This window comes from Ruegeria sp. BI7 (assembly GCF_056537925.1).
Window position 1 is genome coordinate 653,251 of the sequence record NZ_JBQFSK010000001.1, and the last position, 21,849, is coordinate 675,099.

The 21,849-nt window shown below is 57.6% G+C and carries 20 protein-coding genes; 11 read left to right on the plus strand and 9 right to left on the minus strand.

Annotated features, from left to right (window positions below):
• Positions 1-16: 16 nt before the first annotated feature.
• The 5 genes from ACR0JB_RS03305 to ACR0JB_RS03325 all read left to right on the plus strand — a co-directional run bounded on the left by ACR0JB_RS03305 (position 17) and on the right by ACR0JB_RS03325 (position 5,284).
• Positions 17-2,824, plus strand: a complete 2,808-nt coding sequence (locus tag ACR0JB_RS03305; protein WP_170393638.1) for a helicase-related protein — start codon at positions 17-19, stop codon at positions 2,822-2,824.
• 6 nt (positions 2,825-2,830) lie between these two features.
• Positions 2,831-3,196, plus strand: coding sequence for an RNA-binding S4 domain-containing protein (locus tag ACR0JB_RS03310; protein ID WP_170348380.1), 366 nt, complete (start codon positions 2,831-2,833; stop codon positions 3,194-3,196).
• 66 nt (positions 3,197-3,262) lie between these two features.
• Positions 3,263-3,601 (plus strand): ferredoxin FdxA, encoded by a 339-nt coding sequence (fdxA, locus tag ACR0JB_RS03315; protein ID WP_170348381.1) that lies wholly within the window; start codon positions 3,263-3,265, stop codon positions 3,599-3,601.
• A 282-nt stretch (positions 3,602-3,883) separates the two neighbouring features.
• Positions 3,884-4,399: a CarD family transcriptional regulator gene (locus ACR0JB_RS03320; RefSeq protein ID WP_170348382.1), complete on the plus strand. Its 516-nt coding sequence runs from the start codon at positions 3,884-3,886 to the stop codon at positions 4,397-4,399.
• A gap of 114 nt (positions 4,400-4,513) precedes the next feature.
• Entirely contained in the window at positions 4,514-5,284 is a 771-nt protein-coding gene (locus tag ACR0JB_RS03325; protein ID WP_170393640.1) for a potassium channel family protein, read from the plus strand.
• Here the strand turns inward: ACR0JB_RS03325 and cobS are convergent.
• Positions 5,281-6,045, minus strand: coding sequence for an adenosylcobinamide-GDP ribazoletransferase (gene cobS / locus ACR0JB_RS03330; RefSeq protein ID WP_170393642.1), 765 nt, complete (start codon positions 6,043-6,045; stop codon positions 5,281-5,283). The genes ACR0JB_RS03325 and cobS overlap by 4 nt on opposite strands.
• A 79-nt stretch (positions 6,046-6,124) precedes the next feature.
• Between cobS and cobT the strand changes: the two genes are divergently transcribed.
• The gene (gene cobT, locus ACR0JB_RS03335) at positions 6,125-7,138 is read left to right on the plus strand and encodes a nicotinate-nucleotide--dimethylbenzimidazole phosphoribosyltransferase (protein ID WP_170393644.1); all 1,014 of its coding nucleotides are present in this window, start codon (positions 6,125-6,127) and stop codon (positions 7,136-7,138) included.
• 28 nt (positions 7,139-7,166) lie between these two features.
• On the opposite strand, the gene ACR0JB_RS03340 is transcribed toward cobT, so the two are convergent.
• Positions 7,167-9,047 carry a monovalent cation:proton antiporter-2 (CPA2) family protein gene (locus ACR0JB_RS03340; protein WP_170348386.1) on the minus strand — a complete coding sequence of 627 codons (1,881 nt, stop codon included), beginning with the start codon at positions 9,045-9,047 and terminating at the stop codon, positions 7,167-7,169.
• Between the two features lie 19 nt (positions 9,048-9,066).
• On the minus strand, positions 9,067-9,522 hold the full coding sequence (locus ACR0JB_RS03345) for an Lrp/AsnC family transcriptional regulator (protein ID WP_058281113.1): 456 nt from the start codon (positions 9,520-9,522) through the stop codon (positions 9,067-9,069).
• A 145-nt stretch (positions 9,523-9,667) separates the two neighbouring features.
• Between ACR0JB_RS03345 and hppD the strand changes: the two genes are divergently transcribed.
• Positions 9,668-10,765 carry a 4-hydroxyphenylpyruvate dioxygenase gene (gene hppD, locus ACR0JB_RS03350; RefSeq protein WP_170393646.1) on the plus strand — a complete coding sequence of 366 codons (1,098 nt, stop codon included), beginning with the start codon at positions 9,668-9,670 and terminating at the stop codon, positions 10,763-10,765.
• 40 nt (positions 10,766-10,805) lie between these two features.
• Here the strand turns inward: hppD and ACR0JB_RS03355 are convergent, their stop codons facing one another.
• Positions 10,806-12,656: a hypothetical protein gene (locus ACR0JB_RS03355; RefSeq protein ID WP_367648243.1), complete on the minus strand. Its 1,851-nt coding sequence runs from the start codon at positions 12,654-12,656 to the stop codon at positions 10,806-10,808.
• Between the two features lie 209 nt (positions 12,657-12,865).
• On the opposite strand from ACR0JB_RS03355, the gene ACR0JB_RS03360 reads away from it, so the two are divergent.
• Positions 12,866-13,561, plus strand: coding sequence for an SIMPL domain-containing protein (locus tag ACR0JB_RS03360; protein WP_170393650.1), 696 nt, complete (start codon positions 12,866-12,868; stop codon positions 13,559-13,561).
• On the opposite strand, the gene ACR0JB_RS03365 is transcribed toward ACR0JB_RS03360, so the two are convergent.
• From ACR0JB_RS03365 to ACR0JB_RS03375, 3 genes are all read right to left on the minus strand, one after another.
• Positions 13,517-14,275 carry a GNAT family N-acetyltransferase gene (locus tag ACR0JB_RS03365; RefSeq protein WP_170393652.1) on the minus strand — a complete coding sequence of 253 codons (759 nt, stop codon included), beginning with the start codon at positions 14,273-14,275 and terminating at the stop codon, positions 13,517-13,519. The two genes, ACR0JB_RS03360 and ACR0JB_RS03365, sit on opposite strands and share 45 nt — an antisense overlap.
• 3 nt (positions 14,276-14,278) lie before the next feature.
• Complete coding sequence (locus tag ACR0JB_RS03370; RefSeq protein WP_170357970.1) at positions 14,279-15,571, minus strand: O-acetylhomoserine aminocarboxypropyltransferase/cysteine synthase family protein; 1,293 nt, start codon at positions 15,569-15,571, stop codon at positions 14,279-14,281.
• A 72-nt stretch (positions 15,572-15,643) separates the two neighbouring features.
• The gene (locus tag ACR0JB_RS03375; protein ID WP_170393654.1) at positions 15,644-16,639 is read right to left on the minus strand and encodes a hypothetical protein; all 996 of its coding nucleotides are present in this window, start codon (positions 16,637-16,639) and stop codon (positions 15,644-15,646) included.
• Positions 16,640-16,951: 312 nt separating this feature from the next.
• Between ACR0JB_RS03375 and ACR0JB_RS03380 the strand changes: the two genes are divergently transcribed.
• Genes ACR0JB_RS03380 through preA form a run of 3 tightly spaced genes read left to right on the plus strand, consistent with a single transcriptional unit; the run spans position 16,952 to position 20,492 of the window.
• Entirely contained in the window at positions 16,952-18,286 is a 1,335-nt protein-coding gene (locus ACR0JB_RS03380) for an NAD(P)-dependent oxidoreductase (protein WP_170348393.1), read from the plus strand.
• A gap of 46 nt (positions 18,287-18,332) precedes the next feature.
• Entirely contained in the window at positions 18,333-19,169 is an 837-nt protein-coding gene (locus ACR0JB_RS03385; RefSeq protein WP_170393656.1) for a methyltransferase domain-containing protein, read from the plus strand.
• A gap of 18 nt (positions 19,170-19,187) precedes the next feature.
• Entirely contained in the window at positions 19,188-20,492 is a 1,305-nt protein-coding gene (gene preA, locus ACR0JB_RS03390) for an NAD-dependent dihydropyrimidine dehydrogenase subunit PreA (protein ID WP_170393658.1), read from the plus strand.
• Between the two features lie 212 nt (positions 20,493-20,704).
• On the opposite strand, the gene ACR0JB_RS03395 is transcribed toward preA, so the two are convergent.
• Together ACR0JB_RS03395 and ACR0JB_RS03400 are read right to left on the minus strand one after the other, a co-directional pair.
• Complete coding sequence (locus ACR0JB_RS03395; protein WP_170348396.1) at positions 20,705-21,001, minus strand: putative quinol monooxygenase; 297 nt, start codon at positions 20,999-21,001, stop codon at positions 20,705-20,707.
• 108 nt (positions 21,002-21,109) lie between these two features.
• A complete protein-coding gene (locus ACR0JB_RS03400) occupies positions 21,110-21,718 on the minus strand; it encodes a TetR family transcriptional regulator C-terminal domain-containing protein (protein ID WP_170393661.1) in 609 nt (202 codons plus the stop codon).
• Positions 21,719-21,849 lie beyond the last annotated feature (131 nt).

The window sequence follows — 21,849 nt, forward strand, 5'->3', positions numbered from 1 at the left end:
GGGGCAGGGGGCAAAGGTGAGCGGGTCATCCCGAATCGTGGCCGTACTTGGCCCGACAAACACAGGTAAAACCCATTACGCGATCGAGCGGATGCTGGGCTATCGGACCGGAGTAATCGGTCTGCCGCTGCGTCTGCTGGCGCGCGAGGTTTATGACAAGATCGTCGCCATTCGCGGCCCGTCTGTCGTGGCACTGGTCACGGGCGAGGAACGGATCGTGCCGCCCCGCGCCCAATATTGGGTCTGCACGGTCGAGGCGATGCCGGAAGGCATGGGCGCAAATTTCGTGGCCATCGACGAAATCCAGCTGTGCGCCGATCCAGAACGCGGTCACGTCTTCACCGACCGCCTGCTGCGCGCGCGCGGCACGAACGAGACGCTGTTTCTGGGTTCGGACACCATGCGCGGTTCCATAGCGGCTTTGGTACCAGAGGCACAGTTTGTCCGGCGCGAGCGGATGTCGCAGCTGGTCTATGCAGGATCCAAAAAAATCAGCCGCATGCCATCGCGCAGCGCAATTGTCGGGTTCTCGGTTGATAGTGTCTATGCGATTGCCGAGCTTTTGCGCCGCCAAAAGGGTGGTGCGGCCGTGGTCATGGGCGCCCTCAGCCCGCGCACACGGAACGCGCAGGTCGATCTGTATCAGAATGGCGAGGTCGACTATCTGGTCGCCACCGACGCCATCGGGATGGGGTTGAACCTGGATGTGAACCATGTGGCGTTCTCGTCCCTGAGCAAATTTGACGGACGCAGAATGCGCCCTCTAGCCCCGAACGAACTGGCGCAGATCGCAGGTCGGGCCGGGCGCGGCATGTCGGACGGCACTTTTGGCGTGACCGGTGAGGCCCCACCGCTGGAAGACGGCGTGGCGCAGGCGATCATGGACAGCCGCTTTACGCCGATGAAAAAGCTGAACTGGCGGAATGCTGCTTTGCGATTTGGCTCGATTGACGCACTGATCGACTCGCTTGAGGTCAGCCCGAATGACGAACACCTGGTCAAGGCGCGGCCTGCAGACGATCTGAATGTGCTGAAATCGCTCTCGCAAGTGACCGAGGTTGCCGCCCGCGCCAGTGATGGTCAATCGATCCGTTTGTTGTGGGATGTGTGCCGAATCCCCGATTTTCGCGGCATCAGCCACGCGGAACACGCCAGCCTGCTCGAAGTGATCTATGACCACTTGCATGAACGCGGTTCGATCCCAGATGATTTCATGGCGCGGCAAATCCGCCGGATCGACAGAACCGACGGAGATATCGATGCTTTGTCTAAAAGGTTGGCATATATTCGCACCTGGACATATGTTGCGCAGCGAAACGGTTGGGTGCATGACGAATCACATTGGCGTGACGAAACACGCACTGTAGAAGACAGGCTGTCAGACGCATTGCATGATCGTTTGACTCAAAGATTTGTGGACCGGCGCACGTCAGTGTTGCTGCGCCGGCTCAAACAGAAGGAGGCCCTTTTGGCCGAAGTAAATGACAAGGGTGAAGTGACCGTCGAAGGCGAATTCGTCGGTCGTCTGGAAGGGTTCCGGTTTATCCCGGACAAAAGCGCGCAAGGAACCGAGGCGAAAGCTTTGAAAACGGCCTCCCTGCAAGCACTCGCGCCGCAATTCCATCTGCGCGCCGATCGCTTCTACAATGCGCCCGATACCGAAATTGATTTTACCGATCAGGGCGGCCTGATGTGGGGCGAATATGCCGTTGGCAAACTGGTTGCCGGGGCTGAACCGCTCAAGCCGATGGTCGAGGTGTTTGTGGATGAGGCCGCAGGCCCAGAGGTTGAGCAGAAAGTGCAGCGCCGTCTGCAGCATTTCATCGACCGTAAAGTGGCCGCGTTGTTCGAACCGTTGCTGAACCTGTCGCGGGACGAGGAACTGTCCGGAGTGGCCAAAGGCTTCGCCTTCCGCATGGTAGAGGCACTGGGCGTGCTGCCGCGTGCAGGTGTGGCGCAAGAGGTCAAGGATCTGGATCAGGACGCCCGCGGCGCGCTACGCAAGCACGGCATCCGGTTCGGTCAGTTCACCATCTTTATGCCGCTGCTTCTGAAACCTGCGCCGACGCGTCTGCGTCTGGTTTTGTGGGCTCTGGCCAATGGGCTGCAGGAATTCCCCGAAGCACCGCCTCCGGGTCTTGTCACCGTACCGGTCGCGAAGGATGCACCCGAAGGGTACGACACCATGTGCGGCTACCGCGATGCGGGCGAGCGCTCGATCCGGATCGACATGCTGGAACGTCTGGCCGACATGTTGCGCGCCGAAGACAGCCGTGGCGGGTTTGAAGCCAAGCCCGATATGCTGTCGATCACCGGTATGACGCTGGAACAGTTCGCTGACCTTATGCAGGGGCTGGGCTATAAAGCCGAGCGTGGCGAGCGTGAAAAGGTGAAAGCGGTACCTGCCGAAACTCCTGAGACCAATGCGGTCGAGCAACCCGCTGTTGAAGAAACCCCGGCACCAGAAGCGGCAACCGAAGAGGTCGTCACCCCCGCCGAGGCGCCAGCCGAGGCCACCGACAGCACCGAGGCGGCAGCCGAGGCTCCGGCAACGGATGAACCCGAGGTCGAGGTGTTCTATACGTTCACTTGGGGTCGTCAGCGTCAGGCCAACCGTGGCCCGCGTCGTGAACAGAGGCAGGGGCAGGGCAAAGGCAAGCCGCGCGGTAAACCGCAGGATGGTCGCGGTAAACCGCAGGGCAAGAAGGGTGGCAAGCCGCAAGGGGCCAAGACCTTCTCCTCCCGACCGCCCAAGAAAGAAAAGGCGATCGACCCCGATAACCCGTTTGCAGCTGCGCTAATGGGTTTGAAAGACGGTAACTAAACGCCGATGGCTGAGGCCAAGCTGCGGATCGACAAATGGCTTTGGCAGGCGCGGTTCTTCAAGACCCGCAGCCTAGCCGCCAAACAGGTCAGCGGCGGCCATGTTCGGTTGAACGGAAACCGGGTTCTGAAACCGGCGCAAGCTGTAGGACCCGGTGATGTTCTGACCTTTCCGCAGGGGCGAATTGTCCGCGTCGTTCGAGTGGAAAAGCTGGGCGAACGCCGTGGCCCTGCACCCGAAGCGCAAACATTGTACTTCGATATGACCGAAAAGAAGGACGCGCCGCCCGGAAACCCCGGATTCGAAGGAAAAGGTCGTCCAACCAAGAAAGATCGGCGCGCGCTTGATCTTTCTCGTACCACTAGGGGCTGATCCGCCCTTGAAGACAGTATAATACTGGATTAGCTAAACGCCCAAACCGCAAACGGGATTCCCACTATGACCTATGTTGTCACCGAAAACTGCATTGGCTGCAAATACACCGACTGCGTCGAAGTATGCCCGGTGGATTGTTTCTACGAAGGTGAGAACACTTTGGTCATTCATCCCGATGAATGCATCGACTGCGGCGTGTGTGAGCCCGAGTGCCCCGCTGACGCCATTCGCCCTGACACTGAGCCGGGGATGGACCAGTGGGTGGAATTCAACCGGAAATACTCGGAACAATGGCCGGTGATCGTGACCAAGAAAGACCCGCTGCCCGAGGCCGAAGAGCGCGACGGCGAAGAGGGTAAAATGGAGAAGTATTTCTCGGAAGCGCCCGGCGAAGGCGGCTAAGCGATTCGCTCTCTGAACTTGTCGGTTCAGGTGTAGAAACAAGTTGCAACGCTTTGAAACTTATAAGGTTTCACGGCCATTTTTGGGCGTGCCCTTTCAGATGTCGTAATTTTGTGATATAATCGAAAGCTGAATGATGAATGAGATGGGGATGTACTCCGTAAGTATGTGTGCTTTGGAGTTCTGATTTTTTGACAAACAAGCCACCTGACGGGGCCGAAATGGCACCGGCTAGGCTGTTTTGTTGTTCGCATCTTACTCTATAACCAAGGATGAACCTGTATGTCTAAGTCGAAAAAGCTTGAGTTCCGCCCGAATGACTATGTTGTCTACCCTGCGCATGGCGTGGGTCAGATTATCTCGATCGAAGAGCAGGAAGTCGCGGGATATTCGCTTGAGCTGTTCGTCATCTCCTTTGAAAAAGACAAGATGACGCTGCGGGTGCCGACCAACAAAGTCACCGAGTCCGGCTTGCGGTCACTCAGCTCGCCCGATGTCATCAGCCAGGCGATGAAGACGCTCAAGGGCAAGGCCAAGGTGAAACGCGCCATGTGGTCGCGCCGGGCGCAGGAATATGAACAAAAAATCAACTCGGGCGATCTGATTTCGATTGCCGAAGTGGTGCGCGACTTGCACCGCACAGACGATCAGCGCGAGCAGAGCTATTCCGAGCGTCAGCTGTACGAAGCCGCGCTAGAGCGTCTGACCCGCGAAGTGGCCGCTGTGTCCGGCGCCGGTGAGGTTTCGGCCGCCAAGCAAGTCGATGAGGTGCTGACCTCGCGCGCTGCTGCCGCCTGATATCTGGCAATTCTGAAATTGGGGCCGCTCCTGAAAAGGGGGCGGCCTTTTTTGTGTCTTGTCTTGGTGAAATCCGCTTTTGCCGCTAATTTTCCTGTAGTCAGAGGCGGATACATGACCAGGATAAAGCAAACCGTTAAGTTTCTGTACATCGCGCATGACCCGATTTCGGTCTGGTTCCGCTATTGTCTGATCCTGTTTGATGCCGCGTCGATTGTGTTTTTCGTGTCCACGGCGAATGTGCCGCATGGGCCGGGGATCACGCTGGCCAGTCTGTGCGTCGGGTTTCTCATCCTGCTGGATTTCTTGGCCCGGTTATGGATTTCGAAAGACCGCTGGAAACTTCTGCGCAAGATTTACACACTGGCCGATATCGTCGTGATCGCCTCGCTGCTGCTTGAGCCGTTCTTGCCCGGAAACTTGGCCTTCGTGCGAATATTGCGCGCCCTGCGCCTGATCCATTCTTATCACTTGCTGCGGGATTTGCGGCGTGACAGTCAGTTTTTCCGAACGCATGAGGATGCCGTCATCGCGGCGATCAATCTGCTTGTATTCGTATTCGCGACCTCAACGGCGGTTCTGGTGTTCTTCATTCCTGATAGCAGCCCGCATGCCTATATTGATGCGCTTTATTTCACCATGGCGACGCTGACGACGACAGGGTTCGGCGACATCACCTTGGCGACACCGGCAGGCAAGTTGTTCTCAGTTTTCATAATGGTTGTGGGTGTGGCGCTGTTCGTACGTCTGGCGCAGGCTGTTTTCATGCCGCAGAAAGTGCGCCACAAGTGCCCCAGCTGTGGCCTTTATCGGCATGATCCTGACGCGGTACATTGCAAGCACTGCGGCGAAACGCTGCGGATCGAAACTGGCGGTACGGCCTAAAGTGTGGCTACGACCGCGGTCATGAATGTCAGTTCTGCCAATTGCTGCGAAGCCCCTAGGATATCACCGGTCTGACCACCGATTTTGGCCTTTGCGACCCCGGCGAGCACCGCAACAACCAGCGCAGCGACAAGAGTTGGCGGAATGGCCGCAGCGCCCATCAAAAGTACCGCGCCTAGCAAAGCCAATCCAAAACCTGCCGCAACCGTCGCACCTCGCGGCCCTCCGACCGAGTGGCTCAGACCACTATTGCGCGCATTTGGCAGGGCATTCATCAGAACCGGCATAACCGCGCGGGACAAGATGCAGGCCGCAAGGATTACTGCATATGCGCTTGCCGTTAACAGGGTTGCAATCAAAGCGATGCGTATCAACTGCGTGAAGATCAGAGCCAGAACACCATAGGCGCCAATATGGCTGTCCTTCATGATTTCTAATCGGCGCTCCGGGGTGAACCCTCCCCAAAGTCCGTCTACGGTATCGGCCAAACCATCTTCGTGCATCGCACCGGTGGTCATGATCAGAACCGCAACCAGGAAAACAGCGCTGACCATAGCGGGTAAATTCAAAGCCATCGTGGCCCAACCAACCGCGCAAGCCAGCAGCCCTATAGTCAAACCGACCACGGGAAACGCCCAGGCGGCGCTGGCCTGCCGTGCAAAGGTGTTTTCCGGCAGCCGCGGCAGCGGTAGGCGGGTCAGCAAGACCAGCGCCAGTGGTATATCCCACACGGAAAACAGCTTGGTGTCGTTTTTGTGCACTCCCGCGCCTTTCGGGGTCTTGTTGGATCGGACGCTTCGGTTAAACACACAGGACCACTCTGATGCAACGAGGCTTTGGATGCTGCCTGAACTTAATGACCTGAAAACACTCCGCGATGCCCTGAGTCAGGCGCCGGGTTCGAATGATGCCGCATTGCAGGGCGCGGCTGACCGGAACGGACAGCTGACCAAACCGCCCGGCGCGCTGGGGCGGCTTGAGGAATTGGCGATCTGGTATGCCGGTTGGCGTGGCGATGCCCGCCCGCAAATCTTGGCACCGCAGGTTATCGTGTTTGCAGGAAATCACGGGGTGACGGCGCAGGGTGTGTCGGCTTTTCCACCAGATGTGACCGTGCAGATGGTCATGAACTTTGAACATGGCGGTGCGGCAATCAACCAATTGGCCAAGGCCGCAGGGGCCACCATGGATGTGCATGCATTGGAATTGGACCGGCCAACGGCGGATTTCACCGCAGGCCCGGCGATGTCCGAGGAAGACCTGTTGTACGCCTTGCGCACCGGTTGGACAGCTGTTGACCCCAAGTCCGACCTGCTAGTCGTCGGAGAGATGGGGATTGGCAACACAACCCCGGCTGCTGCAATCGCGTGCGCTCTGTTCGGCGGAGAAGCCTCGGACTGGACCGGGCGTGGCACCGGTGTGGATGACGCCGGGTTGGCGAACAAAACCCGCGTGGTGGCCGAGGGCGTCGCCTTGCACGGTGCATCGGGTGACGGGCTGGAGATCCTACGCCGTCTGGGCGGGCGTGAGATTGCGGCCATGGCTGGAGCGATCGCAGCAGCCCGTGTTCTGTGTATTCCGGTCATCTTGGATGGCTTCATCTGCTCGGCTGCGGCGGCCTGTCTGGCCGATGTGTCTGCCGGGGCTTTGGATCACGCCGTAGCTGGCCACCAAAGTGCCGAGGGCGCACACGGTGCGGTATTGGAGAAGCTGGGCAAACAGCCACTGTTGAACCTTGGGCTGCGCCTGGGCGAAGGGTCGGGCGGTGCGCTGGCGATCAATATCCTCAAAAGCGCGGTTGCCTGTCATTCAGGCATGGCAACCTTTGCTGAAGCCGGCGTGTCCGGCGGCTGACCCGGACGGCCTGATCCGCCAAAAAGGATCAGGCCGATTTCTGAGCGTGTTTCTCAGCCAGTTCTAGCAGTTCGGTTTCCAGGTCTTTCTCGAATTGCTGGGCGCGCTCGATGTATTTCTTGTTTTCCGCCGTCGGCATGCCGGGAATCCAAAGCTCGGCCAGATCCCGGATCGAGGCTCGGTCGTGATGGTAAAAGGTCTGCTCGGCTTGTGCGGCCTCATATTCGCTGAGGCCGATATTCTCGAGCACATAGCGACCGGCGCGCAGTGAGCTGTCAAACATCTCGCGCACGATATCATTCGCGCCCGCCTGGTACAGTTCATACACATGGGTGCGGTCATGCGCGCGCGCGATGATGTGCAGATCCGGGCGCTGGCGACGTGCAAAGCTGACCAGACGGGTCACAGTCTTGCGGTCGTCCATTGCAGCAACCAGAACGGCGGCTTTATCAAGCCCCGCTGCACGCAACAACTCGGGCCGCGTCGGATCGCCCAAGAAGCCTTTGACGCCAAAGCGGCGCATAAGTTGAATGGTCTCGATATCATGATCCAGAACGATGGTCTTGAACCCACTGGCCCGCACCAACCGGTTCACGATCTGACCAAAACGTCCAATGCCGGCGATGATCACCGGGCCTTTCTCGTCGATCTCGTCAGGTTCGACCTGCGGGGTATTCTCCCTGATCCGACGGGACAGAAGGTCGTAGATGATGAACAACAGCGGAGTGATCAGCATGGTCAGGGCGATAATCATCAGCAGTTTCTGCGACAAATCAGGTGGGATTACGTTCTGCTGCGTGGAAAAGGCCAGCAGGACAAATCCGAACTCACCCGCCTGCGCCAGACCCAGCGTGAACAGCCAGTGATCGCGCCCGCGCAGCTTAAAGGCGCGCCCGACCAAATACAGGATGGCCCCCTTTGTCAGAATGACCAGCAGCGCCAGTCCGATCAGCTCAAGCGGGTCGTTGAAGAAATAGGCGACGTCAATTCCGGCACCAACGGTGATGAAGAACAGGCCTAGGAACAAACCCTTAAAGGGCTCAAGGTCGCTTTCCATTTCGTGCCGAAATTCCGAGCTGGCCAGAACAACGCCTGCCAGGAAAGCGCCCAGGGCGGGGGACAGACCAACAAGGGTCATCAGGAAGGATATCCCAACGACGATCATCAGGGCCAGCGCAGTATACATCTCGCGCAGACGGGTGGCGTGGATGAAACGGAACAGGGGGCGCGTCAGGTAGACGCCGGCCAGGATCACAAACGCGATGGCACCAAGGGTGACCAGCGTCACGGCCCAACCGGGCAGGCCCTCGACCAGAGATAAGCTGTGATGCGCCGTGTCGTGCAAGTCCTTCGCGCCGCGGTCGATCGATCCGTCGCTTTCGATATGTGGCATGGCTGGCAGCGCCAACAGCGGCAGCAAGGCCAGAATGGGGATCACTGCGATATCCTGCGTCAGCAGCACGGAAAACGTGGCACGGCCTCCGTTCGTCTGCATTAACCCTTTTTCGGACAGGGTCTGTAGCACAATCGCCGTCGAGGATAGCGACAGGGTCAGACCAACGGCCAATGCCACGGACCATGGGTGGTTCGCATAAATAGCAACAGCAGCAATGGCGGCAGTTGACAGACCGACCTGCAGGCCGCCCAGCCCCAAAAGCCTGTCGCGCATGTCCCAAAGCGCGCGCGGCTCAAGTTCCAGTCCGATCAGGAACAGCATCATAACTACGCCGAACTCGGCCACATGCTGCAGGCTTTCTGTTTCTGCACCAACCAGCCCAAATATGGGTCCGATGACGATCCCGGCGGCCAGATATCCCAACACCGACCCCAATCCCAGACGCGCCGATAACGGCACTGCGATCACGGCAGCTGCCAGATAGATCGAAGCCTGATAGAGGAAGTCGTCCATGTCGGTCCTTTCGGTCGGGTCAGGTGGGCAACGGGGCGTCGCGTTTGAGCTGGTCCATCACGATTTGGCTTTGAACCCGCGCCACGGCAGGATGCGGCAGGATCACCTGGTGAAGCAAGCGGTTGAGCGCGGCTAGATCGTCGCAATAGACATGCAGCAGGTAATCTGCCTCACCTGTCATCGTCCAGGCGCTGGTGATCTCAGGCCGCGTGTCCACCATGCGTGCAAAGCTTTGCGATTGTTCGGGGCCGTGGGTGCCCAGATGTACTTGAACGAATCCCTGAACATGCAGCCCAAGTTTCAGCGGGTCCAGTCGCGCCGCGTATCCGGTGATGTATCCTTCGGCCTCCAGCCGTTGCCGCCGCCGCCCGGCCTGACTGGGCGACAGGTTCAGCATCTCACCCAGTTGATGTGCAGTCAGATGGGCATCCACCTGCAAAGCGGATAACAGGCGCATATCGGTGGAATCCAACATATGCGGAAAATCTCCAAAATTTCGCGCAAACATGCGGAATTTGCGCACTCTTGCCTAGTTTACACGAAAACTATGCGCAGAAACAGCGCCAGTTAAGGCATATTTTGGAATCAGCAAAGAAATTCCTGTTTTAAGGAGACGCGCCATGGGTCCTTTCCCCCACAACGCCCCGAAATCTGTGATCAGCAAAGAAAATCCGGTCGGTACGGACGGGTTTGAATTTGTAGAGTTCGCCCACCCCGAACCGCAGGAGTTGCGCGACCTGTTTGCCAGAATGGGTTATGAAAAAGTTGGCCACCACAAGGACAAGCCCACGGTCGAGCTGTGGCAGCAGGGTGACGTGACCTATATCCTCAACGCTGACTCTAAGAGTTTTGCGGCCCGCTTTGCTGCAGAACATGGCCCCTGTGCTTCGGCGATGGGCTGGCGCGTTGTGGACGCGCAAAAAGCTTATGAACACGCTGTGGCCAAAGGCGCAGAACCCTATGATGCGGCGGACAAGGTCATGAATGTTCCGGCGATCAAGGGGATCGGTGGCTCGCTGATCTATTTCATCGATCAGTACTACGACACTTCGCCTTATAACCAAGAGTTCACCTGGACCACACAGTCCAAGCCGCGTGGCGACGGTTTCTATTACCTCGATCATCTGACGCACAACGTCTATCGCGGGAATATGGATAAGTGGTTCGAATTCTACGAAACTCTGTTCAACTTCCGCGAAATCCGATTTTTTGACATTCAGGGCAAATTTACCGGCCTATTCAGCCGCGCCCTGACGTCGCCTTGTGGACGCATTCGCATTCCGATCAACGAAGATCGGGGCGAAACCGGGCAGATCGTGTCCTATCTCAACAAGTACAAAGGTGAGGGGATCCAGCATATCGCAGTGGGCAGCGAAGATATCTATGCCTCGACCGACGCGATTGCCGAGAAGGGTTTGAAATTCATGCCTGGCCCGAACAAAGCCTATTACGAGATGTCAAAGGAACGGGTTGCCGACCATGACGAGCCGTTGGACCGTATGATGAAGCACGGCATTCTGATTGACGGCGAAGGTGTTCTGGATGGCGGCGAGACCAGAATCTTGCTGCAAATCTTCTCGAAAACCGTGATCGGCCCGATCTTTTTCGAGTTCATTCAGCGAAAGGGCGACGATGGCTTTGGCGAGGGAAACTTTCAGGCCCTATTCGAATCTATCGAACGCGAACAGATCGAAAGCGGCGAAATTTCAGCGGCTTGAGTTCGTGTATTAAAGCAAAATGCGGGCGTTCGCGTCCGCGTTAGCTGCGCGGCATCTTCAGCGTCAGGTTCCTGCCTTTTTTCTGATAGCGCAATTCGCTGTCACCAATTGCGATGACCTTGCCGCCGTCCACCCTGTCACCGACCTTCAGCTTCTTATAACGACCGCTAGGCAGCCGAACCAGCGCGCGGCGGTTGGCGGGTGTTCCATAAACCCCGATCAGGTTCAGTTTGCGCAGGTTCAGCGCGTTGTCGATTGTCGCCTGACGCGCGACCGAAGCGGCAGACGGAATTTTGGGAGCAACGGCTTTGGGTTGGAATGACCCGGCCTCGACCTGACCGATGGCCGCCGTTGACCCCAGATTGGCGGTTTGCGTCCCGGTAGGTGGTGCAAGACCTGCCGGGCGGGATTTTGGTCGCGGCACGCGCACCACCGCCAGCGCGGTTGGCGTATAGTCAATCTGCGGCTGTTGTTGCAGTGAGGCGGGGCGCAGTTTGGGGCGCCGTCCCGCCAGTTCTTCACGCGTTCGTCCGCCCAGCTGCTGACGTTCGAACTGTTCGATCAGATCGCTGGGGCGGGGCTTTGGGCGCAGCCCGGCCAACCTGTCAGGAGTTTCCTCAAGTGTGGGTTCCTTTTCGAACCGGACAGGTGGCTCGGGTGGTGTCTTCGAAGGACGCCCGAGATAGACGACAATACCGTCCGGGTTCAGCGTGCCCTCGGCACTGGGTGTGACCAGGCCGCGATCATCAAGCTCGAACTGGGCGCCGGCGGTGCTGGGCAGTGCAACCTGTTCAAAGGGTGTATCTGTGTCAAAGCTTTGTGCCGCGGGCAGGGCAACGGCGTCAGTCGACAGGTTGGAGTTGTCGACCGAAACCAGATACGGCTCATCCTGGGGGGGGAAAGCCGGGGGTAACAGGGGATCGGGCGCGATGATCTCAAGGCCGGGCTGGGCTGAGGTTGCTTGGATCATGGGGTCGCGTGCAACCTCTTCCACGATTGTCGGGGCGACGTTTAACGCCTCGAGAATGGCTGTGTCCGTGGGCGAAAGATCGGGTTGAATATTCTCGTTTTGGGCAGGTGCGTCCTGTTCAGAAAGGGTGGCGTCCGTATCAAGCTCAGCCGTTTCGGCAGGCGGCACTCCGGGCGTGGTCGGGTTCTCGGTTTCGACACTGGCCTGAGGGGTGGGTGCGGGCAGGGCGTCTTCTACCTGTGCCGTTTCCGGTTCGGCTGTTTGTGACTCGTCGTTTGATCCGATCAGCGCCCATGCGCCCAACACTGCCGCTATCCCCAGTGCGGCCGCGACTGGAACAACGTACTTTTTTGTAAATACCTCAGTGGGTATTTTGGTGGGGGCGGAGGCCGCCGGCGCAGATCGGAACATATCCGGGGCTGCTTCTGCGGCGATGGGATGTACATTTGGTTCTGCTGCGTCCGATTGAACCTCATCTTTGGCCTCGGTCGCAAAGGGTACAGTTTCTGAAGCCCCAAACAATGGCTCAGAAGGGAAAGAACTGGCGTCGGTATCTGTAGTGAAATGAACCGGTATGAAACCGTGTTCGGTTGCAAAGTCGCGTGCCTCATCCAGTGTTTGTTGCGTCACGGCGGCGACATAGGTGGTGGGGCCGACGGTCGTGGTGTCAAAAACTAAGTCTTCGACTGTATATGGCGTAGCCTCGGCCAGCTTTTCCTTTGCGTCTTCTCCAAAGGGTTGATTGTCAGTGTCCACCGACAAAAAACGCACCTGCTCGGTCGGGATTATGACCTTGCACCGTAGGTTGTTTTCCAAAGCAAATGCTTTTTCCCGCAGGGCGTGAAGTTGCGCATTCAGGTCCGGCGCGTCCAATGCAACCTTACCAATGCAAAACCAATCGTCATCGGATTGGTGGTGCACAGATATTCCGGTTGCAGAAAAAGACAGCGCAAAGGCGGGTTTCATATTCCCGAGGAACCATAATTGTCAGTATCGATGCAAACGACTTTTCGTCCGCAGGCTGACATTAAAGCAGGATCTCGCCGAGGGAAAGAAAAAGCCAGCGCTTCCCCTTGTCTGATAAACCCTGGCAGCCCCATCTTGGTACAGAAGATATTGGAGGGAAGACCTTGAAGAAAATCGCTTTTCTGGCCGCAATGCTGGCCGTGACAGCCGCAGGTATGGCCCATGCGGAAGAACGTCGCATCACCGTGGATGCAACCGGCACCGTTCAGGCTGCACCGGATATGGCAACCATCACATTGGGTGTCACCAACGAAGACCCGCAGGCGTCAAATGCGATGCAGGCGACATCTGATGCGGTGGCGCAGATTCTGAAACGGCTTGAGGATATGGGCGTCGAATCCCGCGACGTTCAAACCCGCGATCTGTCGTTGTCGCCGGTTTGGTCCGGGCGCAACAATCAAAGTGGTGAACGGCCCGAGATTTCCGGCTTTGTGGCATCGAACAATGTGCAGGTCCGTGTCCGTGACCTGACACAGTTGGGCACGATCATGGATGGGGTCATTCAGGACGGTGCGAATGATTTCGGTGGGCTCAGTTTTGGTGTGCAGGACCCCGCACCGCTGCAGGCGCAGGCACGAGCCAATGCTGTTGCCGAAGCAACTGCAAAGGCGGAACAACTGGCACAGGCGGCCAATGTAACTCTGGGTCAGGTTCAGCAGATCAGCGAGCGGGTCGGAGGAATCAACCCCGCACCGCAGATGCGTGCGATGGCCATGGCCGAAGGGGGCGGTGTGCCTGTCGCGGGGGGTGAGATTTCAGTCTCGGTCAACGTGTCGATGGAATTCGGGATGGCCGAGTGATCCTTTGCCTTGACTGCGGGCCTGCAGCGGTTGTCGCTGTTGGCCCGTGTGGTCAAAATTGTCAGGTGATAGCCAAGCCTCAAACGCGGCCTTGATCCGCGACCATTCACTGTCGAGGATCGAATACCAGGCCGTATCCCGGTTCCGACCTTTGTAATGGGTGGCCTGCCGAAAGATGCCTTCGAATGTAAAACCCAATCGTTCAGCCGAACGGCAGGAAGCAGCATTCAGGGCATCGCATTTCCACTCATAGCGGCGATAGCCCAACTCGTCGAAGACGCGGCGCATCATCAGATACATGGTCTCGGTCGATTTCGGGCTGCGCTGCAGCAGGGGTGAAAAGTGAATGTGGCCGACCTCGATCACACCTGCCGCGGGTTCGATCCGCAAAAATGAAGCCATGCCAATCGGCGTTTCGTCTTCGTCTAAGACCGTGTGGAACATCGGATCGGCATCCATGCATGTGGCGCGGGTCCAATCCTCGAAATCCTGCTCCCTGTCGAAGGGACCGTAGGGCAGATAGGTCCAGTTGTGCCCATCCGCGTCGTTGGCAAACGCCCGGTAAAGTCCGGGCGCATGCCGGTTCACGTCCAGCGGCACGACGGAACAATACTGACCTTCCATCGGTGTATAGGGCGGCGTGGGACGCGGGAATTCGCCCGAAACCGGCAGACCGATGGGTTGACCCAGTTCGTTGGTATCGTGGCCGCTCATGACTCAAGCCGTTGCCTTGGCCAGCGCCTGATCCAGATCGGCGATCAGGTCGTCTGCGTCTTCGATGCCGATGGAGACGCGGACTACGCCGGGGCCTGCACCTGCGGCCTCTTGCTGTTCAGGCGTCAACTGACGGTGGGTGGTCGAGGCTGAGTGAATGATCAGCGACCGCGCATCGCCAAGGTTGGCGACATGGCTGAAAATCTCAAGCGCGTTCACCAGTTTGACACAGGCGTCATAACCACCCTTGACCGCAAAGGTGAACAATGCGCCGGCACCCTTTTTATAGTGTGCTTTCACCCGGTCATGATAGGGCGAGGAGGGCAGACCCGCATAGGTCACATAGTCCACGCGGTCGTCTGCTTCGAGCCAGGCAGCGATCTTTTGGGCGTTTTCCACGTGGCGTTCCATCCGAAGGGATAGGGTTTCAACCCCCATCAGCGTGTAATGCGCGGCTTGCGGGTTCATGGTCATGCCCAGATCGCGCAGACCGATGGCGATACCGTGAAAGGTAAAAGCCAGCGGGCCAAAGGTCTCGTGGAACTTCAGTCCGTGATAGGCTTGTTCCGGTTCGCTGAGCGAAGGGAACTTGTCATTCGCCGACCAGTCGAACTTGCCCGAATCCACGATACAGCCGCCGGTGACCGTGCCATTGCCGGTCAGGTACTTGGTCGTCGAATGCACAACCAGCGTCGCGCCCTGTTCGATGGGGCGGCATAGGTACGGTGTGGCCGAGGTGTTGTCGACGATCAGGGGGATACCTGCTGCGTCAGCGATATCCGCCATGGCCTGAATGTCGGTCACATACCCACCCGGATTGGCAATTGATTCACAGAATATCGCCCGGGTGTTTTCGTCGATGGCATTTTTTACGGCGTCCAGATCATCGGTGTCGACAAACTTGGCCGACCAGCCAAAGCGTTTGATCGTCTGGCTGAATTGCGTGACCGTGCCGCCGTAAAGGCGCGTCGAGGACACCACGTTGCAGCCCGGTCCCATAAGCGGAAACAGCGCCATGATCTGTGCTGCATGACCAGAAGAACAGCAGACCGCACCCACTCCGCCTTCCAGTGTGGCGATACGTTCTTGCAATACGGCCACAGTAGGGTTGGTCAGGCGGGAATAGATGAAGCCAACTTCTTGCAAGTTGAACAGCGCCGCCGCGTGATCGGCATCGCGAAACACATAAGCTGTCGTTTGATAAATCGGAGTCTGACGCGCGCCCGTTGCCGGATCGGGCCGTGCGCCCGCGTGAATCTGAAGTGTGTCAAAACCGTAGGTAGGGCCGTCAGACATCGCTAAAATCTCCTGTTGGAATGTTTGTTGCTGAATCTCTAGGCGATTGAGCGCGCGCGCACAACAATCCTGTCAGCGCATCCACAGGCCCTTGTTCTTGATTGTATTGCGAATGACCTGTTCGCGCTGGGGCAGGTTATCACGGTCGAACAGGTCCCGGATCTTGTGGCCCTTACGCTGCAAAACCAGCTTTTTGATCGGGTCATATCCCTTGAGAACCTTCTTGACCCGGTTGGGGGCCACGACGGTTTCAAGCACCTCAATCACATGGTCGCTTTCGCGGGCATAGAGCAGGGGGAACAGACGATAGTGGCAGCTGACCGATCCATCCAGCAGGCCCGGGGGCAGGGTATCTCGCCCGCCACCGAAGGAATGGACAACCAACGGCAGCGCGGCCTGATCCAGCCATGGGTCAAGGTTCTGCCCGGCCAGTTCGGGGATATTCCCATCCCGGATCGTGCGGGCAAAGTCCAGATAGCGCGCGCCGAACTTGCGCGGGCAGGCATAATAGAAATAGCCCGCGTTGAAGTACAAATACCGCCGCCAGTAATTCTCGGGCTGGCTGGTATCCAATGAGCTTTCGAAGTCCAGTTCGAACCGGTGATAGAGGGCGCTCCAGATACCATCGAAACCAGGGCCATACAGGGTGGGTTTGGGCCACGTCCCTTCGACCTTTTGTGAGGCACCAGGTCGGTCAAAATCAAACGGTACCGAGGTCAGATCTCCGGTGATCAGCGTATCGCTGTCAAAGAACACAAAAGGCTCGCCTTCTGGCAGCGCCAGCAATGCCTCGATCTTGTTGCCGTGGGGGTAGCTGTTGCCGAAGACATGGTTGTCGAATGGCAGGATTTCCGCATCCAGTTGCCGCAACGCTTTCAGAACGTCCTCGTTCCGGATGCTTGGGTCTTGCGGCCAGCGCTGGCCGGGCTGCGGGACCGCCACAAACAGCCGACCTGCGAAATTCGGTGAGCTATGGCGCAGAGAGGCGGCAAACAACAGTGCCTCATACTGTAGCCGGTTGTTTTGCCCGATGATGACGATGTTGAACTTCGGGTGGGTGGCCTGCATCGAATGACTTTCAGGTATCTGGCCGTTGACCGGCGCTGCTCGGGTTGAGTTTGACCTACATTACGCAGCTGGCTCCGTCAAAACCAGATGCCGGAAAAACCGGAATTCGTGGCTGCAGTCTGCCCTGCGCAATCGGTCTTTGGGCACAACAGGAGTATCGAATGCCAATAAAACAGGCGATTTCCTCAGTAAAACGGGCGGAATTTTCCGGTTTTTTGATTTTTTGATGGTTTTCTAAATTTTACCAATTGATAAAAAATCAGATTGTGGCAAGCTGAGAACATAACGAACATATCTACAGGGAGTAGAGCGATGGCACAGGGCCAGATTGCCCCCGGCATTGTCTCCGGGCGGCTGTCCAGCGATGAGCTGACATCGAATTTCACGGACTTGCACCCGCCATTGGCCACGCACGAGGCCGCCGTGGCCGCAGATCGGTGCTATTTCTGTTATGACGCGCCATGTGTGACGGCCTGTCCGACGGATATCGATATTCCGTTGTTCATGCGTCAGATTCAGGCAGGGCAACCTGAGGCGGCGGGTGAAACCATTCTGGCGCAGAACATTCTGGGCGGCATGTGCGCCCGTGTCTGTCCGACCGAGACTTTGTGCGAAGAGGCCTGCGTACGTGAAACGGCCGAGGGTGCCCCGGTCGAGATTGGCCGCCTTCAGCGGTATGCGACGGACAGCGTGATGGTTTCCGGGGATCACCCGTTTGAACGCGCCGCGTCAACTGGCAAGACTGTTGCTGTGATCGGGGCAGGGCCTGCTGGTCTGGCCTGCGCGCACCGGTTGGCGATGTTTGGGCATGACGTGGTGATCCACGAGGGCAAACCCAAGCCGGGCGGTCTGAACGAATATGGCATCGCTGCTTATAAGTCGACAAATGACTTTGCACAGGCCGAGGTGGACTGGCTGCTAAAGATCGGCGGTATCACGATCGAGACCGGCTCGGTTCTGGGTGAGGGTATCTCGCTGGACGGTCTGGTCGAAAATTACGACGCTGTCTTTTTGTCCATCGGTTTGGCCGGCGTGAACGCCCTGCGCGCACAAGGGGCTGATCTGGATGGCGTGCGCTTTGCCGTCGATTTCATCTCGGATGTGCGCCAGGCTTCTGATCTGGCGCATTTGCCGGTTGGTCGAAACGTCGTGGTGATCGGTGGCGGAATGACGGCCGTTGACGCCGCAGTGAAATCAAAACTACTGGGGGCCGAGCATGTCACCATCGCTTATCGGCGTGGCCGCGATGCGATGGGGGCCAGCCGATATGAACAGGACCTCGCCTCATCCCACGGCGTCAAAATCATGACCAATGTGCAACCCGTTGCCGTTCATGGAAACGGGGCAGCGGCAGAGATCGAGCTGGAGTACACATCCAGCCATGACGGCCAGCTGTCGGGGACCGGAGAAATCATCCGCGTGCCCGCCGATCAGGTCCTCAAGGCGATTGGCCAGACGCTGGATGGCGCACCGGATGGATTGACGCTGGACGGCAACAAGATCGCCGTGACGGGTGCTGGGCGTACCTCGATGGATGGCGTCTGGGCCGGGGGCGATTGCGCAGCTGGTGGCGAAGACCTGACCGTAACCGCCGTGGCCGAGGGCCGCGATGCGGCGATGGACATCCACTCAACGCTTGTTTCGTGATAGGATGGGGCATTCACCCCATCCCATTCGCTGCTGAGGTATTCTCATGTCCCAGATCGAAAAAGCTGTTGCGCAACACTACACAACCGGTGCCCTCACGGAGCGTATGCGTGAGGCGCTTAAGGCAAGTGGCATTGACCCAAACGCGGCCACGGTTGCAGACCTCAAGGCTGGTGATGAGTTCCACACAGGCGGCGTTCTTGCAACGGACAACCTGTTTGCCCAGCTTTCGCCGACCCATGCGACCCGTGTGCTGGATGTCGGGAGCGGCATCGGCGGGACGTCGCGCTACATCGTTGATCGCTATGACTCGACAGTGACCGGGGTCGACCTGACGCCTGAATTTGTCGAAACGGCCACTGCTTTGAGTGAACTTGTCGGGCATTCCGACAAAACAAGTTTTCTAGTGGGTAGCGCACTGGATATGCCCGTGCCCGATGCGGGTTTTGATCTTGCCGTTATGATGCACGTTGGGATGAACATCGAAGACAAGGCGGGCCTTTTTGCAGAAGTGTCGCGTGCTCTGGCCTGGGATGGTTCCTTTGCCCTGTTTGATGTGATGGGAGGGGATGTGGACGAACCGCTGGCCTTTCCTCTGCCCTGGTCGACTGTTGCCGAGACCTCTTTTGTAGATTCACCAGAGGTTTACAAGAACGCGGCGGCCTCGGCGGGTCTTGAGCTGGTAGCCGAGACAGACCGGACCGAGTTCGCGCTTGCTTTTTTCGAAGAAGTTTTCGCGCGCATCGCCGAGAGCGGCCCGCCCCCATTGGGCATCCACCTTATGATGGGCGAGACGGCGCCCGAAAAGTTTCAAAACTACGTCATGAACCTCAAGGCTGGGCGCATTCGCCCGACCGAAATGATATTCAAGAAATCCGGCTGAGCCGGGAAGGGAGAAGCTATGGCCGATCTGACAACAAACTTTCTGGGTATTTCCAGCCCCAACCCTTACTGGTTGGCCTCGGCGCCACCGACGGATAAGGAATATAACGTCCGCCGTGCTTTTGAGGCCGGATGGGGCGGAGTTGTGTGGAAAACGCTCGGGGCCGAGGGACCTCCGGTCGTAAACGTTAACGGGCCGCGCTACGGCGCGATTTATGGCGCTGATCGTCGGCTGCTGGGCCTGAACAACATTGAGCTTATCACTGATCGCCCGCTTGAGGTGAACCTTGAAGAAATGGCGCGGGTCAAGTCGGATTACCCGGACCGAGCGCTGATCGCTTCGATCATGGTGCCGTGCGAAGAAGAGGCATGGAAAGCCATCTTGCCGCGTGTGGCAGAAACCGGCGCAGACGGGATCGAGTTGAACTTCGGTTGCCCGCATGGGATGAGCGAGCGCGGTATGGGCTCGGCCGTGGGGCAGGTGCCGGAATACATCGAAATGGTGACCCGCTGGTGTAAGCAGTACTACGACCGCCCGGTTATCGTAAAGTTGACGCCGAACATCACCGATATCCGCAAGCCAGCTGAGGCGGCTAGAAATGGCGGCGCGGACGCGGTGTCGTTGATCAACACGATCAACTCGATCACCAGCGTCAATCTGGACACATTCAGCCCCGAACCGTCGATTGATGGCAAGGGCAGCCACGGCGGGTATTGTGGCCCGGCGGTAAAGCCGATTGCCCTGTCGATGGTGTCCGAAATTGCCCGTGCCCAAGCCACGCAAGGCCTGCCGATATCCGGTATCGGTGGCGTGACCACGTGGCGCGATGCGGCTGAATTCATGGCGTTGGGATGTGGGACCGTGCAGGTGTGTACCGCCGCAATGACCTATGGGTTCAAGATTATCGACGAACTGACTGCCGGATTGTCCAAGTGGATGGATGAAAAGGGCTATACAGACGTATCGCAAGTCGTAGGTCTTGCTGTGCCGAATGTGACCGACTGGCAGTATCTGAACCTGAACTACGTTGCCAAGGCCAAGATCGACCAGGATCAGTGCATCAAATGCGGTCGCTGCTATGCCGCGTGTGAAGACACCAGCCATCAGGCGATTTCAATGTCCGAAGATCGGGTTTTTGAGGTCATGGATGACGAATGCGTCGCCTGTAATCTGTGCGTGGACGTCTGCCCGGTGGACGGGTGTATCTCGATGGAGCCGATGGCAGCCGGTGAGGTCGATCCGCGTACCAGAGATGAAGTGCAGCCTGGCTATGCCAACTGGACGACGCATCCTAATAACCCAATGGCGAAAGCGGCCGAGTAGATTGGTTAACTGAAACAAAGAAAAGGGGCTGGTATAGGCCAGCCCTTTTCAAATGGCTCAGAAAATTTGAGCGATCCTGCAGGTCTGGTCAATGTTCGTTCTCGATAGACTATCGGGATTCAAAAACGACCGAAGCCCCTCTGAAACGCGCCCGCTCTTAAAGCCAAAGCTGTCAATTGGGAATCGCGAACTAGATGGAAAATCGCCGTAAGCTAACTGTCGACAAGCTCATAATGTCTGATTGAGCGCGACTCGACCAATTCAGCTTCCATAGGATCAATATGAGGGCTGGAAATATCGTCACCTACAAAGGCCTTCAGAGACTCAAGGTCTTCCCACACCATAACAAAACTAAACTCTCTGGGTGTATCGGCACGCGGCGCCCCGGGTATGACCTGAACTATCCCTTTCGTTCCCTTCATGAGCGGGATCGCCGTCTCGTGAAAGAACTTCCCGAACTCTTCTTCTTTGCCGGGGCGTGTAACGACCTGAAATATGCGAATGATCATGCAATCACCTTCCTTTCGGTGTTGCTGCCGCATGAAAGTCACCTCAATTGACCCAGTATATCATGGCAAGATGGAATGGTCTGCCAAGGGTTCTGTGAGACTGTTTTTCTAGGGTGTTAGAAGTTTGCGATAAAGCGTATCAATAAACGGTTCAGCACCTGCGAACGGATCCTCGTTGCCCAGAATGGCACGGACCTGCACATCGAAATCGGCGTAGTGCTGCGTCAGAGCCCAGATTGAAAAGATCAGGTGATAGGGATGCAGGCGCGCAATTTTGCCCTCATCCATCCATTGCGTCAGGATCGTGGTTTTATCGTCCACCAGCGCCTTGAGGTCATTCGACAAAGCCTCGTGAATGCGCGGCGCGCCCTGAACAAGCTCGTTCGCGAACAGGCGGCTTTCACGCGGCAATTCACGGCTCATCTGCAATTTGCGGCGGATGTAGGACAGGATTTCCTCCATCGGGTCTCCGTCGGCATCCAACTCGTGTAAGGGGGCCAACCATGTGTCCAACAGCCCCGAAAGCAGGGCAGTATGAATCGCCTCTTTCGACGGGAAATAATACAGTAAATTCGGCTTGCTTAGCCCAGCTTCGGCAGCAATCTGATCAACAGTTGCGCCGCGAAATCCGTGGGCGGAAAACACGTTCAGCGCGGCCTCGAGAATCGCAGCGCGGTTCTTTCTCTGTATTCGGGTCGGGGCGCGATCCTTGGGCATGTTTCCAGCGTGTCTCTTTTTTTGCCATGCGGGGGCCAATTATGCCGAAAATTCCGGCGGCACCATGCAATTTCTTGACTGATCTCGAACCCGTGATAGCGTGAGTTTGACCAGATGGTCAAATCAAGACA

What these genes read in the sequence shown, in the direction of transcription:
- ACR0JB_RS03320 (WP_170348382.1), top strand. Translation starts at nt 3,884, where the DNA reads ATGTCTAAGTCGAAAAAGCTTGAGTTCCGCCCGAATGACTATGTTGTC.
- cobT (WP_170393644.1), top strand. Translation starts at nt 6,125, where the DNA reads ATGCTGCCTGAACTTAATGACCTGAAAACACTCCGCGATGCCCTGAGT.
- ACR0JB_RS03400 (WP_170393661.1), bottom strand. Translation starts at nt 21,718, where the DNA reads ATGCCCAAGGATCGCGCCCCGACCCGAATACAGAGAAAGAACCGCGCT.
- ACR0JB_RS03340 (WP_170348386.1), bottom strand. Translation starts at nt 9,047, where the DNA reads ATGGACGACTTCCTCTATCAGGCTTCGATCTATCTGGCAGCTGCCGTG.
- ACR0JB_RS03365 (WP_170393652.1), bottom strand. Translation starts at nt 14,275, where the DNA reads ATGAGCGGCCACGATACCAACGAACTGGGTCAACCCATCGGTCTGCCG.
- ACR0JB_RS03370 (WP_170357970.1), bottom strand. Translation starts at nt 15,571, where the DNA reads ATGTCTGACGGCCCTACCTACGGTTTTGACACACTTCAGATTCACGCG.
- fdxA (WP_170348381.1), top strand. Translation starts at nt 3,263, where the DNA reads ATGACCTATGTTGTCACCGAAAACTGCATTGGCTGCAAATACACCGAC.
- hppD (WP_170393646.1), top strand. Translation starts at nt 9,668, where the DNA reads ATGGGTCCTTTCCCCCACAACGCCCCGAAATCTGTGATCAGCAAAGAA.
- ACR0JB_RS03380 (WP_170348393.1), top strand. Translation starts at nt 16,952, where the DNA reads ATGGCACAGGGCCAGATTGCCCCCGGCATTGTCTCCGGGCGGCTGTCC.
- ACR0JB_RS03385 (WP_170393656.1), top strand. Translation starts at nt 18,333, where the DNA reads ATGTCCCAGATCGAAAAAGCTGTTGCGCAACACTACACAACCGGTGCC.
- ACR0JB_RS03375 (WP_170393654.1), bottom strand. Translation starts at nt 16,639, where the DNA reads ATGCAGGCCACCCACCCGAAGTTCAACATCGTCATCATCGGGCAAAAC.
- ACR0JB_RS03310 (WP_170348380.1), top strand. Translation starts at nt 2,831, where the DNA reads ATGGCTGAGGCCAAGCTGCGGATCGACAAATGGCTTTGGCAGGCGCGG.
- ACR0JB_RS03395 (WP_170348396.1), bottom strand. Translation starts at nt 21,001, where the DNA reads ATGATCATTCGCATATTTCAGGTCGTTACACGCCCCGGCAAAGAAGAA.
- preA (WP_170393658.1), top strand. Translation starts at nt 19,188, where the DNA reads ATGGCCGATCTGACAACAAACTTTCTGGGTATTTCCAGCCCCAACCCT.
- ACR0JB_RS03325 (WP_170393640.1), top strand. Translation starts at nt 4,514, where the DNA reads ATGACCAGGATAAAGCAAACCGTTAAGTTTCTGTACATCGCGCATGAC.
- ACR0JB_RS03345 (WP_058281113.1), bottom strand. Translation starts at nt 9,522, where the DNA reads ATGTTGGATTCCACCGATATGCGCCTGTTATCCGCTTTGCAGGTGGAT.